Here is a 13601-nt window from a genome sequence, read left to right as displayed (position 1 = left end):
CTGCTGCTCAGCTTGTTACCGTGCCGATCATGCGTGCTGCCTATGCCTCGGCCTTCGACGCCGACAACCCGCTCGCCGCGCTCGCCGTCGGCGACCGTCCCGAGCCGACCCACCCGCAGGACGACTGGGTCACCGTGCAGGTCCGGGCCAGCTCGCTCAACCACCACGACCTCTGGTCGCTGCGCGGCGTGGGCCTGACCGCCGGCCAGCTCCCGATGATCCTCGGCTGCGACGCGGTCGGCACCGACCCGGACGGCAACGAGGTGGTCATCTACCCGGTCGTGCCCACCCCCGGGGACCCGCGCGGGGTCTCCATCCTCTCCGAGCACTACCAGGGCACGTTCGCCGAGCGTGTCGCCGTACCCCGGATGAACCTGCTGCCGCTGCCCGACGGCCTGTCGGCGACCGACGCGGCGTGCCTGCCCACGGCCTGGCTCACCGCGTGGCGGATGCTGACCACCAAGGGCCGGGTCGCCGACGGCGAGTCGGTGCTGGTCCAGGGCGCCGGCGGTGGCGTGGCCACCGCGGCCGTCGCACTCGGCGTCGCGCTCGGCAAACGGGTGTACGCGACCAGCCGCGACGCCGGCAAGCGGGAGCGGATCGCCGAGCTGGGCGCGACCGCGCTGGAACCCGGCGCGCGGCTGCCGGAACGGGTCGACGTGGTGATCGAGACGGTCGGCGCGGCCACCTTCGACCACTCGCTGAAGTCGGCCGCCCCGACGGCCCGGATCGTGGTCTCCGGCGCGACCTCCGGGCACGAGCCGAAGATCAACCTGCGCCGGGTCTTCGCCATGCAGCTGGAGATTCTCGGCACGTCGATGGGCACCCCGGACGAGCTGACCGAGCTGCTCGCGTTCTGCGCCGAGCACGAGGTACGCCCGGTAGTCGACCGGGTGGTGCCGTTCAGCGAGATCTCCGAGGCGTTCGCCCGGCTGCACTCCGGCGACGTCTTCGGCAAGGTGGTCGTCGACCACACCGCCTGACGCGGGCGGCGCGCGCCGCGCCGATGGCTTGTTAAGAAGGGGCCCCTTCTCTACCGGAGACGTTAAGAAGGGGCCCTTCCTTACAGGTGGTCGTCGAGGGTGGCCAGGCCGCCGCGGGCCGCGTCGGCGGGGAGGCGCTTCTTCGCCGCCGGATCGCCGTAGAGCGTCCAGCGGAGGAACTCGACTGTGGTGTCGGCGACCACGCCCAGCGCCTTGCCGTCGCCGAGCAGCGCCCGCCCGTGGTCGCCCTTGGGCAGGCTGAGCATCGCCTTCGGCCACGGCACCGCGTCGTACACGGCCTTGCCCGCCGCGTACGACACCACCTCGTCGGCCTCGCCGTGCACGAACAACTGCGGCGCGGCGGCACCGGCGAACGCGGTACCCACACCCAGCGCGGTGCCGGCGAAGACGATGCCCGCGTCCAGCCGCTCGTCCCGGCCCGCGGTGAACAGCCCGATCGTGGTCACGCCACCGGCGCTGTGCCCGGTCGCGGCCACCCGCTCCGGGTCCAGCCGGCCGCGCAGCGGATCGCCCGCCTTCTCACCGAGCGCGAGCACCCGGGTCAGCACGTACGACACGTCGGCCGGCTGGTTGAGCACGTCCAGCGGGTTGCCGTCGGTGCCCTGGGAGGTGTGCGGGAAACGCGGCGCGGCGACCACGAACCCGGCCGCCGCCCAGCGGGTCAGCAGCGCCTGGTAGTCCTCCGGCCGGGCACTGAGCCCGTGGCTGAACAGCACCACGGGGAACCGCCCGTCCGCCGCCGGGGCGGACCGCTCGGCCGCGCCACCGGCCGCGCCCGCCGCCGGGTACCAGAGCGTCACCGGCAACGGCCGGTCGCCGTCGCGGTTCAGCTTCACCTGGCGTACGCCGACCGCGAAGCTCTCCGTGGGTGCCTTGCCGGCGGGTACGCGCGGAGTCGGCGCGGCACTTGTCGGTGGAGCGTCGGGAGCGGGCTGCCCGGCCGGGGCGGTGGGCTGCTGCGAGCAGCCGGCGAGGGCGGCGCCGAGCACGGCGGCGGTGAGCAGGGCGACGGGACGACGGCGCATGAACTCGATTGTGCCTCGCGATCGAGGCGGCCAGGCCCGGTCAGCGCGCCGGGTGACCACCCGCTGACGCCCGGAGACGGGCCAGGTCGGCGGCGTCCTTGGGCCGGCGCGGGCGTTCCGGCATCCAGACCGGGAACATCTCCTTGAACTCGATCTGCGCGGCGACGCTGATCACGGGTGCCGCGAGCGTGCCGATCCGGCCGGACGGCCCGGCCAGCATGCCCTCCGGCAGGGCCGTGCCCGCCCACGGTCCGGCACCGACGACCACCCGGCCGTCCGCGTCCCGGTCGAGGTACGCGAAGCTCAGCTCGACGTCGTCGCGCAGCAGGTCGAGCTGTGTCGCGGCGGGCATCCGGGGGTCGGGCCGCCAGCCGAGCGCGCCGAGCCGGTCGGCCAGCGTCGCGGCGTCGCGCCGCCAGCAGTACCAGTCGACGTCGACGTGCGGGCGGGTCACCTCGCCGAGGTGGAAGTCCATCGCCCAGCCGCCACGCAGCCACACGTCGATCCCGCAGGCGCCGGCCACGTCGACCACTTCCCGGATCGCCCCCAGTTGCCGGCCCGCCACCTCGTCCACCCCGTCCACCCCGCGCACGCTACCCACCCCACCCAGACCACGCCGCCCGCCGAGGCCCTCACCGCCCGCCCAGACCCCGTCGATCATGAAGTTGGCGGCGACAAACCGGACAGCGGACGCCGTCAACTTCATGATCGACGGGACAAAGGGGGGAGGGGGAGGTAGGACGCGTCAGGTGGGGAGGGCGCGGGTGGTGAAGGTGGTGGTGTCCGGCGCGGTCGCGTCGGAGGGGAGGCGGTGCAGGGCGGCGCGGTCGGCGTAGAGCGTCCAGCGCAGGAAGTCGGTGGTGGTGTCGAGCACCTGGGGGAAGCCGGGTCGTCCCGGCGTCAGGTATTCGCCGTGGCCCTGGCCGGTGAGGCTCAGGAAGGCGGCCGGTCCGAGACAGCGGGCGTACGCGGCCCGGCCGATCGACTCCGGCACGATCCGGTCGGCGCTCCCGTGCACGAACAGCATCGGCGCGAGCGGCCGGGAGGGGCCGGCGACCATGCGGCCACCGGCGATCACGATCCCGGCGCGCAGCGGGGACGACTGCCCGGAGGCGAACATGCCGAGCGTGGTGTGCCCGCCGGCCGAGTGCCCGGCGGCGGCGAAGCGGTCCACCGCCAGGTGCGCCCCGAGCGGATCCCCGGGGCGGGCGCCCAGCCGGACGAGGTGGCGGATCAGTCGCCAGGCGTCGGCGGGCTGGTTGCGGACGTCCTCGCGGGTGAACGGGCGGGCGCGCTGGTTCGTCCGCGGATAGGCGGGCGCGACGACCACGAACCCGGCGGCGGCCCAGCGGCTGGTCAGCGCCGCGTGCAGGGCGGGCAGGCTGCGTAGTCCGTGGCTGTAGAGGACCACCGGGAACCGTCCGGCGGCGAACGGGGCTCCCGGCCGGACGCGCGGTCCGCGCGCCGGACCGGGGCTCGCCGGTGTCGCGGGGCCATCCGAAAGAGACCCGGCCGTGTGCGGCGGTGGGGGAGACGGTTGCGCCGGGTACCAGACGGTGACCGGCAGTGGGCGCCTGCCGTCCGGGTCGAGCGTGAACTGCCGCATCCCCACCGCGTACGAGCGTTCCGGCGCCGGTCCGACGCCTGCCGGGACCGGGCCGGACGTGGCCACGGCCGGGCCGCAACCGGCCAGCAGCGCCGTCATCAGCGCGGCGACCAGCCGCTGCCCCCTCACACCTGCACGGTAGGCAGCCGAGCGGTCGGTCCGCGCCCGCCGTCCGGGCCGGTCGGCGCCGCCACCCGGGCGGCTCCCGCCTCCACCGGGTGGCCGGGTTTGCCCGATCCCGCCGACCGGATCCGCAGGTGGCGGCCCGGCGGGGCGGACCGGTCCGGTGGGCTTCGCTAGGGTCAGCCGCATGGCTGAGAACTACACCGACCCGAGTGGCAACACCGCGCAGTTCCGCGCATTCGTCGATTCTCCCGAGCCGGCCGCGTCGGCGGCGGCGCCGTCCCGCCTGCCGCTGATCGCCGGTGTGGCAGTCGCCGCCGTCGTGGTGGTCGCCCTGGTCGCCTGGATCGCCCTGGGCTGACCGGGCGGTCCGGCGCTGACCGGGCCAGGCCCGACCGCGCCCGGCGCACGGAGGGCCGGGCGGAAGACCGGGCCTTCAGACGCCGAGCACCTCACGGGTCTCGCGGGCGATCTCCCGCTCCTCGTCGGTGCCGACCACCAGCACCGCCACCTCCGCGCCGTCGGGGGAGACGAGCCGGTCGCCGTGGCCGTCGTTGCGCGCCGGGTCGACGGCGACGCCGAGCCGCTCCAGCCCGGCCAGCGACGCCGCCCGCACCGGCGCGGCGTGCTCGCCGACCCCGGCGGTGAACGCGATCGCGTCGACCCGGCCGAGCAGCGCGTAGTACGCGCCCACGTAGCCGGTGATCCGCCGGCAGTAGACGTCGAACGCCAGCGCCGCATCCGGGTCACCGGCGTCGCGGCGGGCCAGTACCTCGCGCATGTCGTTGACGCCGGTCAGCCCGAGCAGGCCGCTGCGGTGGTTGAGCAGGTCGTCGATGTCGTCCACGACCATGCCGCCCTCGCGGCGCAGGTGGAAGATGACCGTCGGGTCGAGGTCGCCGCTGCGGGTGCCCATCACCAGGCCCTCCAGCGGGGACATGCCCATCGAGGTGGCCACGCTGCGCCCACCCTGGACGGCGCACGCGCTCGCCCCGTTGCCCAGGTGCAACGTGATCGTGTTGAGCCGGTCGTACGGGCGGTCGAGCAGGTCGGCGACGCGACGCGAGACGTACGCGTGCGAGGTGCCGTGGAAGCCGTACCGGCGGATGCCGTACCGCTCGGCGGTGGCCTTGTCGATCGCGTACGTGGCGGCGGCCTCGGGCAGCGTGTGGTGGAACGCGGTGTCGAAGACGGCCACCTGCGGGACGTCCGGCAGCGCCTCCCGGGCCACCCGGATGCCGGCGAGGTTGGCCGGGTTGTGCAGCGGCGCCAGCGGCACCAGGTCCTCGATCGCGGCGACTACCGCGTCGTCGATTCGTACCGGCGCGCTGAACTTCCGCCCGCCGTGCACCACCCGGTGGCCGACACCGGACAGCCCGGTCAGGTCGAGCCGGCCGATGATCTCCCGGACCGCGCTCTCGTGGTCGGCCGGCCCGCCGCCGGGTTCGCCGACCCGCTCGACGGTGCCCTTGTCCAGGACGTCGTCGCCGTCGTACAGCCGGTACTTGACCGACGAGGATCCGCTGTTGAGGACCAGGATGCGGCTCATTCCGACGCCTCCGCGGCGGCCTGGATGGCGGTGATCGCCACCGTGTTGACGATGTCCGGCACTCCTGCGCCGCGGGACAGGTCGTTCACCGGCCGCCGCAGGCCCTGCATGACCGGCCCGACCGCCACCGCTCCGGCCGACCGCTGCACCGCCTTGTACGTGTTGTTGCCCGTGTTCAGGTCCGGGAAGATGAACACCGTGGCCCGCCCCGCGACCGGGCTGTCCGGCAGCTTGGTGGCCGCCACCTGCGGGTCGATCGCGGCGTCGTACTGGATCGGGCCCTCGACCAGCAGGTCCGGCCGGCGTTCCCGGACCAGCTTGGTGGCCGCCGCGACCTTCTCCACGTCGGCGCCCGAGCCGGAGCTGCCGGTGGAGTACGACAGCATCGCCACCCGCGGCTCGATGCCGAACCGGGCCGCTGTGTCGGCCGACGAGATGGCGATGTCAGCGAGCTGGTCGGCGTCCGGGTCGGGGTTGACGGCGCAGTCGCCGTACACCAGCACCCGGTCGGCGAGCAGCATGAAGAAGACGCTGGACGCGACGGAGACGCCGGGTACGGTCCGGATGATCTCGAAGGCCGGGCGGATGGTGGCGGCTGTGGTGTGGGTGGCGCCGGAGACCATGCCGTCGGCGTGGCCGGTCTGCACCATCATCGTGCCGAAGTAGTTGGGCTGCGCCACGATGTCGTGCGCCAGTTCCACGGTGACGCCGCGGTGGGCGCGCAACTGCGCGTACGCCTGCGCGAACTCGTCCCGCCACGGGCTGGTCGCCGGGTCGACGACCTGGGCGTCGCCGAGGTCCACGCCGAGTTCCCGGGTCCGCCGGGCGATCTCGTCCGGGCGGCCGAGCAGGGTGATCTCCGCGACGCCCCGGCGCAGCAGCACCTCGGTCGCGCGCAGGATCCGCTCGTCGGCGCCCTCGGGCAGCACCAGCCGGCGGCGGCGGGCGCGGGCCCTGTCGATCAGGTCGTTCTCGAACATCAGCGGGGTGACCCGCGCGGACCGGCTGACCCGCAGCCGGCGGGCCAGGTCGTCGGTGTCCACGCAGCGTTCGAACGCGCCGAGCGCGGCCTCGACCTTGCGCGGGTTGGCGGTGCTCGGGCGTCCCTCGATCCGGCTGGACGCGGACACCGTGTCGTAGCTGTCGCTCGGCACCGACAGCACGGGGAGCCCGGTGTTCATCCGCTCGACCAGGCGCATGGCCCGCGGGTCGGGCTGCTCGCCGAGCGTGAGCACCAGCCCGGCCAGCGACACCTGCCCGGCCACGTGCGCGGCGCCGGCGGCGACCAGCAGGTCCGCCCGGTCGCCCGGGGTGATCACCAGCGCCCCGTCGGTGAGGTGGTCCAGCAGCGTCGGCACGTGCGCGGCGCCCACCACGTAGTCGAGCACGTCGCGGTCGAGCGCGGTCTCGTCGCCGGTGAGCACCGTGCCGCGCAGCGCCGCGGCCACCTCGGCCACCGTCGGTGCCGACACGGTCGGCACCTCCGGGATCGCGTACGCGGGCACCGGCAGCTCGGGCAGCGCCATCGGCTCGGGCACGCGGTTGGCCAGCGCCGCGATCACCGTCGCGCCGAGGTCGACCAGATCGTGGTACGCGCCACGCAGCGCCGCGGCGATCGTGTCGGGCGTCTGGCCGAACCCGTCCACGACGGGCACCACGACGCTGCTGAACTCGGTCGCCAGCCGGGCGTTGAAGGCCAGCTCACGCGGGCCGGTGCCGTCGCCGTAGGCGAAGTCGCTGCCGACCACCACTATCGCCGGGCAGCGCCGTTCGACCTCGCGGTAGCGGGTGACGATCCGGGAGATCAGCTCCTCCCGGCGGCCGTCCGCGACGAGCGCGCTCGCCTCGGCGTACGTGGCGCCGTACAGCTCGTCGACAGGTAGATCCATCCGGTAGCGCTCGGTGAGGAGGGCCAGGATCGGGTCGACTCCGTCACCGGCGACGAGCGGCCGGAACGCGCCTATCCGTTCCACCTGTCGGGACAACAGCTCGGCCAGCCCGAGCGCCACAGTTGATTTTCCGCCGCCCGAACCGACACCGGTCAGGTACACGCTGCGCGCCACGACCTCACGCTACAAGATCGCTGTAACCGCCGCCCAGGTCCTTCGACCCGTCCCCACCCCCTCGGGCACCGCCGATCTTGCAGTTGCCGCCCTGGCATATGCCACTAACCGGACACGAGGCGGGCCGCAACTGCAAGATCGCGGGGGAGGGGGAGGAGGGCGTCAGTCCTCGTCCGGGTCGTCGAGGCGGGCCAGCCAGGTGGCGAACCGCTCGATCGGGGTCTCGAACTCCGGGTTCAGGTCGACGAAGTCACGCAGCCGCTCGCCCAGCCACTCCAGGCTGACCTGCTCGTCACCCCGGCGCTCGACCAGCTCCTCGATGCCACGGTCGGTGAAGTACACGGTGTTCCTCTCGTCGTACGGCAGCGGCCCGCCCCGGGGTGGGGACGGGCCGCTGCCGGTGGTGTCACGGGCGGGGGAGAGCCGCCTCGATCAGCGCGTTCTGCTCGACCTCGTGCATCTTCGCCGAGCCCACCGCCGGCGCGGCGGCGGCCGGCCGGGAGATGCGGCGCAGCCGGACCTCGGGCAGGTGCTCCAGCAGGTTGAGCGCGACGAACGACCAGGCGCCCTGGTTGGCCGGCTCCTCCTGGACCCAGGCGAAGTCCTCGGCGTTCGGGTACTGGGCGAGCGCGGCCCGGACCTCCTCGACGGGCAGCGGGTAGAGCTGCTCCATCCGGATGATCGCGGTGTCGGTCACGCCCCGCTCCTGCCGGGCCTGGAACAGGTCGTAGTAGACCTTGCCCGAGCAGAGCAGCACCCGCTTCACCTGCTCCGGCGCCGGAGCCGCGGTGTCGGCCAGCACCGGGGAGAACGTGCCGGTGGTGAAGTCCTCCACCGGCGACACGCACAGCTTGTGCCGCAGCAGCGACTTCGGCGTGAACACCACCAGCGGCTTGCGCTTGGGCGACAGGGCCTGGCGGCGCAGCAGGTGGAAGTAGTTCGCCGGGGTGGTCGGGATGGCCACCCGCATGTTGTCCTCGGCGCAGAGCTGGAGGAACCGCTCCGGGCGGCCGGACGTGTGGTCCGGGCCCTGGCCCTCGTGGCCGTGCGGCAGCAGCAGCGTCACCGCGGAGCGCTGACCCCACTTCACCTCGCCGGACGAGATGAACTCGTCGATCACCGACTGGGCGCCGTTGACGAAGTCACCGAACTGGGCCTCCCAGGCCACCAGCGCGTTGATGTTCTCCACCGAGTAGCCGTACTCGAAGCCCATGGCCGCGTACTCGGAGAGCAGCGAGTCGTGGACGAAGAAGCGCGACCGCTCGCCGTCGGCGGTGAGCGACTTCAGCGGCAGGTAGTCCTCGCCGGTCTTGGCGTCGACCACCGAGGCGTGCCGCTGGACGAACGTGCCGCGGCGCGAGTCCTGCCCGGCGAGCCGGACGGTGACCCCGTCGTGCAGCAGCGTGCCGAACGCGATGATCTCGGCGAAGCCCCAGTCGATGCCGCCCTCGACGGACATCTTGCGGCGCCGCTCCAGCAGCTGCTGGATCCGCTTGTGCGGGGTGAAGCCCTCCGGCAGGTTGACGTGCGCCTCGCCGATCGCCTTGACCACTGCGGCGTCGGTGGCGGTGTCGACCTGCGGCTCCGGCTCCTCCTCCCGCGCCGGGCGGCTGAGCTGACGCGGGGTGGTCGCGGCGTCCCGGGTGGCCTTGAAGACCCGCTCCAGCTGCCCCTGGTAGTCGCGCAGCAGCTCCTCCGCGTCCTCCACGGTGATGTCGCCGCGCCCGATCAGCTCCTCGGTGTAGAGCTTCCGGACGGACCGCTTCGAGTCGATGATCTTGTACATCTCCGGGTTGGACATCGACGGGTCGTCGCCCTCGTTGTGCCCACGCCGGCGGTAGCAGACCATGTCGATCACGACGTCCTTGTTGAACGCCTGCCGGTACTCGAACGCGAGCCGGGCCACCCGGACCACTGCCTCCGGGTCGTCGCCGTTCACGTGGAAGATCGGCGCCTGGATCATCCGGGCCACGTCGGTGCTGTAGAGGCTGGACCGGCTGTACTCCGGTGCGGTGGTGAAGCCGACCTGGTTGTTGACGACCACGTGCACGGTGCCGCCGGTGCGGTAGCCGCGCAGCTGGGAGAGGTTGAGCGTCTCGGCCACCACGCCCTGGCCGGCGAAGGCGGCGTCACCGTGCACCGCCAGCGGCAGCACGGTGTAGCCCTCCAGCTTGAGGTCGATCCGGTCCTGCTTGGCCCGGACGATGCCCTCCAGCACCGGGTCCACGGCCTCCAGGTGCGACGGGTTCGCCACCACCGACACCTTGACCGCGTGCTCGCCGTCCGGGGTGGTGAACTTGCCGTTCTGGCCGAGGTGGTACTTCACGTCGCCCGAGCCCTGCGTGGACCGCGGGTCGAGGTGCCCCTCGAACTCGGAGAAGATCTTCTCGTACGGCTTGCCGACGATGTTCGCCAGCACGTTGAGCCGGCCGCGGTGGGCCATGCCGATGACGACCTCGTCCAGCCCGGCCTCGGCGGAGCACTCCAGCACCTCGCCGAGCAGCGGGATCAGCGACTCGCCGCCCTCCAGCGAGAAGCGCTTCTGGCCGACGTACTTGGTCTGCAGGAACGTCTCGAACGCCTCGGCGGCGTTGAGCCGGTTCAGCACGTGCTTCTGCTCGTCGGAGCTGGGCTTCTCGTACTTGCGCTCGACCCGCTCCTGGATCCAGCGCCGCTCCTCCGGGTCCTGGATGTGCATGTACTCGATGCCGACGCGGCGGCAGTACGAGTCGCGCAGCACGCCGAGGATCGAGCGCAACTTCATCCGCTGCTGGCCGGCGAAGCCGTTGACCGGGAAGACGCGGTCGAGATCCCACAGCGTGAGCCCGTGCTGGAGGACGTCCAGGTCCGGGTGCTTCCGGATCTTGAACTCCAGCGGGTCGGTGTCGGCCATCAGGTGGCCGCGGACCCGGTACGCGTGGATCAGCTCGTGCACCCGCGCGGTCTTGTTGATCTGGCCCTCGCTGTCGACGGCCACGTCGCGCATCCAGCGCACCGGCTCGTACGGGATCCGCAGCGAGGTGAAGATGTCGTCGTAGAAGCCGCGCTCGCCGAGCAGCAGCTCGTGCATGACCTTGAGGAACTCGCCGGACTGCGCGCCCTGGATGATCCGGTGGTCGTACGTGCTGGTCAGCGTGATGACCTTGCTGACCGCGTTCTCGGCCAGGGTGGCCTCGCTCATGCCCTGGTAGGGGGCCGGGTATTCCATCGCGCCGACGCCGATGATGGCGCTCTGCCCCTGCATCAGGCGCGGGATCGAGTGCACCGTGCCGATGCCGCCCGGGTTGGTGAGCGAGATCGTGGTGCCGGAGTAGTCCTCCATGGTCAGCTCGTTGCGACGGGCGCGCCGGACCACGTCCTCGTACGCCTGCCAGAACTGCCGGAAGTCCATCTGCTCGCAGCCCTTGATGGACGGCACCACCAGGTTGCGCGAGCCGTCCGGCTTGACCAGGTCGATCGCGATGCCCAGGTTGACGTGCTCCGGGCGGACCATCGCCGGCTTGCCGTCGACCTCGGCGAAGGAGTTGTTCATCTCCGGGTGCTCGACGACCGCGCGGACGAGCGCGTACCCGATCAGGTGGGTGAAGCTGACCTTGCCGCCGCGACCGCGGGCCAGGTGGTTGTTGATCACGATGCGGTTGTCGACGAGCAGCTTGGCCGGGACGGCGCGCACGCTCGTGGCGGTCGGGACCGACAGCGACGCGTCCATGTTCTGCACGATCTTGGCGGCGACGCCGCGTAGCGGCGTGGTGCCCGCGGCGCTCGCGGTCGGCGCCTTGGCGGCCGGCTTGGCCGGGGCGGATTTCTTGGCCGGCTCAGGCGCCTTCGCCGCCGGCTTGGCGGCGGGCTTGGCCGGGGCGGCCGCGGCCTTGGGGGCGGCCTTCGGCTCGGTCTTGGCGGGCTGCTCCTTGACCGTGGCCACTGCTTCCTGCTGCTCGGCCGGCTCCGGCTTCGCGGCCGGCTTGGCCTGCCCGTCCGGGCGCGGTGTGGCGGCGCCCGGGGCCGGCCGGTAGTCGGCGAAGAAGTCGTGCCAGGCCGAATCGACGCTCGAGGGGTCGGCGAGGTAACGCTGGTACATCTCCTCGACGATCCACTCGTTCGGGCCGAAACCCGCCAGTGGGTTCTCCTGCGAAGTCTGCTGGGTCGACACGGCCGCTAATCGCCTCTTTCACGCGGTTGTGAATGTCACGGTGGCCCCCGGTGACCCCCGGTTGCCGACGCTGGGTAAACCGATGCCAAGGCTACGCCGTGCGTTGCGCGCAGGCATTCTCGCCTCCTTCTGGTGGTCCGTTTCACAGAAGATGCCAGAAGTTCGGCAAACGCTGCGTGATCCGCCGACTCCTGCTAGACGAGCGAGACCCCGGCCGATGACGTCCGTCACCGGCCGGGGTCCGTCCGGACCGCGAGGTCAGGAGATGTCGCGCTTGCGGATCGTGGCCACGCCGATCGCGCCGGCCACCACCGCGTACCCGATCAGCACCAGGGCGCCCGCCCACTGCGGCGGGTTGCCCGGGATGTCGGTGTCGCCGCCGACCATGAGACCGGAGGCCAGCGACGGGACCAGCAGCTGGAGCTTGTTGATCCAGTCGCCGTACCGCGAGGCGAGCAGGCTCAGCACGATGACCGCGCCGATCGCGCCGCCCAGGTAGAACAGGATGCCGGTCACGGTGGCGCCGATCTGGCTGCGGATCAGCACGCCGAGGCCGACGCCGAGCACCGACCACAGCAGGTACGCCAGGCCGTTGAGCGCGATCGCCCGCCACACGGCGCCGCTGTCGAGCTGCGAGCCGACGTCCACCGCGCTGAGGATCAGCGGCGCGGTTACCAGGTTCAGCACGGTGGTGACGAGCCAGAACAGCAGCGCCAGCACGCCGGCCGCGGCCAGCTTGGCCAGCATCACCGCGGTGCGGTGCGGCGCGGTGAGGAACGTGGTGGTCACCGTCTGGTGGAAGAACTCGCTGGTCACCACCACGATGCCCAGCAGCAGCACGATGAGCAGCCCGAAGAACTGGCCGTTGGTGTAGAGGTTGGCCGCCAGGTTGTCGGCGGCCGCGATGGCCTGCAACTGGTCGGTCTGGTCCTCCGGCGCCTGGCCGAAGTTCCCGCTGGCCAGCGCCTCGGTCTGCAACCAGTTGAAGAACAGCGTGAGCGCCCACAGCGCCAGGCTGATCAGCCCGAAGATCCACCAGGTGCTGGTGGTACGGATCTTGAGCAGTTCGGATCGGACAAGCGTCATCGGATCTCCGCCTTTCCGGCCGTCAGCTCCAGGAAGACCCCTTCGAGGTCGGGGCGCTCGGTGGTCAGCTCGTGCAGCTCCACCTTGGCGGCCAGCGCGACCCGGCCCACAGCCGGCGCGTCCACGCCGGTCACCAGCAGCGCGCCGTGCGGGTCGGTGTCGACGACGGCGGACTGCTCGCGCAGCGCCGCGGTCAGTTCGTCGGCCTGCGGGGTGCGCACCCGCACCCGCACGTCGTGCGTCATCGACGCCATCACCTGGTCGACCGGCCCCTGCCGGACCAGCTTGCCGGCCGCGATGATCACCACGTCGTCGGCGAGCAGCTGCATCTCGGAGAGCAGGTGGCTGGAGACCAGCACCGTCCGTCCCTCGGCGGCGAGCCCCTTGAGGAAGCCGCGCATCCAGCGGATGCCCTCCGGGTCCAGGCCGTTGGCCGGCTCGTCCAGGATCAGCACCTGCGGGTTGCCGAGCATCGCGGCGGCGATGCCGAGCCGCTGCTTCATGCCGAGCGAGTAGCCCTTGAACTTGCGCTTGGCCGCGGGCGAGAGCCCGACCAGGGCGAGCGCCTCGTCGGCGCGCTCCTTCGGCAGGCCCGCCGCGGCACAGATCACCCGCAGGTGGTTGATGCCGGTGCGGCCCTTGTGGGCGCTGGACGCCTCCAGCACCGCACCGACGGTACGGAGCGGGTCGGGCAGGTCGGCGTACCGGCTGCCGCCGATGGTGGCCGTGCCGGCGCTCGGCGTCACCAGGTTGAGCAGCATGCGCAGCGTGGTCGTCTTACCCGCGCCGTTGGGGCCGAGGAAGCCGGTGACCCGGCCCGGCTCGACGGTGAACGACAGATCGTCGACCGCGCGGACGGTCTTGTACTGCTTGGTCAGGCCGGACACGATGATCTGGCCGGTCCCGGCACTGGGGCGTGGCTGCCCGTCGGACATCATTCTCCTCTCCTGCCCCGGCGGGCTCGTCGCGCGCCGGTGGGGGCGCCGTTGCGGGGG

Annotated in this window: 11 protein-coding genes; 2 read left to right on the top strand and 9 right to left on the bottom strand. The window is 72.4% G+C overall.

Features of this window, described 5'->3' with window-relative positions:
• Positions 1-20: 20 nt before the first annotated feature.
• A complete protein-coding gene (locus tag NMK34_RS25755; RefSeq protein ID WP_318335555.1) occupies positions 21-983 on the top strand; it encodes a zinc-binding dehydrogenase in 963 nt (320 codons plus the stop codon).
• A gap of 80 nt (positions 984-1063) precedes the next feature.
• Here NMK34_RS25755 and NMK34_RS25750 read toward each other — a convergent pair whose 3' ends face one another.
• Genes NMK34_RS25750 through NMK34_RS25740 form a run of 3 tightly spaced genes read right to left on the bottom strand, consistent with a single transcriptional unit; the run spans position 1064 to position 3764 of the window.
• Positions 1064-2029 carry a chlorophyllase/cutinase-like alpha/beta fold protein gene (locus tag NMK34_RS25750; RefSeq protein WP_318335554.1) on the bottom strand — a complete coding sequence of 322 codons (966 nt, stop codon included), beginning with the start codon at positions 2027-2029 and terminating at the stop codon, positions 1064-1066.
• A 40-nt stretch (positions 2030-2069) separates the two neighbouring features.
• Positions 2070-2735, bottom strand: coding sequence for a nucleotidyltransferase domain-containing protein (locus NMK34_RS25745; protein ID WP_318335553.1), 666 nt, complete (start codon positions 2733-2735; stop codon positions 2070-2072).
• A 39-nt stretch (positions 2736-2774) separates the two neighbouring features.
• Complete coding sequence (locus NMK34_RS25740) at positions 2775-3764, bottom strand: chlorophyllase/cutinase-like alpha/beta fold protein (RefSeq protein WP_318335552.1); 990 nt, start codon at positions 3762-3764, stop codon at positions 2775-2777.
• 181 nt (positions 3765-3945) lie between these two features.
• Between NMK34_RS25740 and NMK34_RS25735 the strand changes: the two genes are divergently transcribed.
• Positions 3946-4119, top strand: a complete 174-nt coding sequence (locus tag NMK34_RS25735; protein WP_318335551.1) for a hypothetical protein — start codon at positions 3946-3948, stop codon at positions 4117-4119.
• 75 nt (positions 4120-4194) lie between these two features.
• On the opposite strand, the gene NMK34_RS25730 is transcribed toward NMK34_RS25735, so the two are convergent.
• The 6 genes from NMK34_RS25730 to NMK34_RS25705 form a co-directional block, all read right to left on the bottom strand.
• Complete coding sequence (locus tag NMK34_RS25730) at positions 4195-5307, bottom strand: acetate kinase (protein ID WP_318335550.1); 1113 nt, start codon at positions 5305-5307, stop codon at positions 4195-4197.
• Positions 5304-7370 carry a phosphate acetyltransferase gene (gene pta, locus NMK34_RS25725; protein WP_318335549.1) on the bottom strand — a complete coding sequence of 689 codons (2067 nt, stop codon included), beginning with the start codon at positions 7368-7370 and terminating at the stop codon, positions 5304-5306. The genes NMK34_RS25730 and pta overlap by 4 nt, the downstream gene beginning before the upstream one ends.
• Positions 7371-7532: 162 nt before the next feature.
• Positions 7533-7712 carry a DUF6104 family protein gene (locus NMK34_RS25720; RefSeq protein WP_194800518.1) on the bottom strand — a complete coding sequence of 60 codons (180 nt, stop codon included), beginning with the start codon at positions 7710-7712 and terminating at the stop codon, positions 7533-7535.
• A gap of 64 nt (positions 7713-7776) precedes the next feature.
• Positions 7777-11520, bottom strand: a complete 3744-nt coding sequence (locus NMK34_RS25715) for a multifunctional oxoglutarate decarboxylase/oxoglutarate dehydrogenase thiamine pyrophosphate-binding subunit/dihydrolipoyllysine-residue succinyltransferase subunit (protein ID WP_318335548.1) — start codon at positions 11518-11520, stop codon at positions 7777-7779.
• A gap of 258 nt (positions 11521-11778) precedes the next feature.
• Complete coding sequence (locus NMK34_RS25710; RefSeq protein ID WP_318335547.1) at positions 11779-12606, bottom strand: ABC transporter permease; 828 nt, start codon at positions 12604-12606, stop codon at positions 11779-11781.
• Positions 12603-13544: an ABC transporter ATP-binding protein gene (locus NMK34_RS25705; protein WP_396881172.1), complete on the bottom strand. Its 942-nt coding sequence runs from the start codon at positions 13542-13544 to the stop codon at positions 12603-12605. The genes NMK34_RS25710 and NMK34_RS25705 overlap by 4 nt, the downstream gene beginning before the upstream one ends.
• Between the last annotated feature and the right edge of the window lie 57 nt (positions 13545-13601).

Source organism: Micromonospora sp. BRA006-A, from assembly GCF_033433935.1.
In the GTDB taxonomy this organism is placed as follows: domain Bacteria; phylum Actinomycetota; class Actinomycetes; order Mycobacteriales; family Micromonosporaceae; genus Micromonospora; species Micromonospora aurantiaca.
Note: the sequence above shows the minus strand (reverse complement) of the source record. Positions and strands in the feature narration are given on the sequence as shown.

Excerpts from the sequence above, each read along its gene's own strand:
- NMK34_RS25735 (WP_318335551.1), top strand. The coding sequence starts at position 3,946 with ATGGCTGAGAACTACACCGACCCGAGTGGCAACACCGCGCAGTTCCGC.
- NMK34_RS25745 (WP_318335553.1), bottom strand. The coding sequence starts at position 2,735 with ATGAAGTTGACGGCGTCCGCTGTCCGGTTTGTCGCCGCCAACTTCATG.
- NMK34_RS25710 (WP_318335547.1), bottom strand. The coding sequence starts at position 12,606 with ATGACGCTTGTCCGATCCGAACTGCTCAAGATCCGTACCACCAGCACC.
- NMK34_RS25705 (WP_396881172.1), bottom strand. The coding sequence starts at position 13,544 with ATGATGTCCGACGGGCAGCCACGCCCCAGTGCCGGGACCGGCCAGATC.
- NMK34_RS25750 (WP_318335554.1), bottom strand. The coding sequence starts at position 2,029 with ATGCGCCGTCGTCCCGTCGCCCTGCTCACCGCCGCCGTGCTCGGCGCC.
- NMK34_RS25730 (WP_318335550.1), bottom strand. The coding sequence starts at position 5,307 with ATGAGCCGCATCCTGGTCCTCAACAGCGGATCCTCGTCGGTCAAGTAC.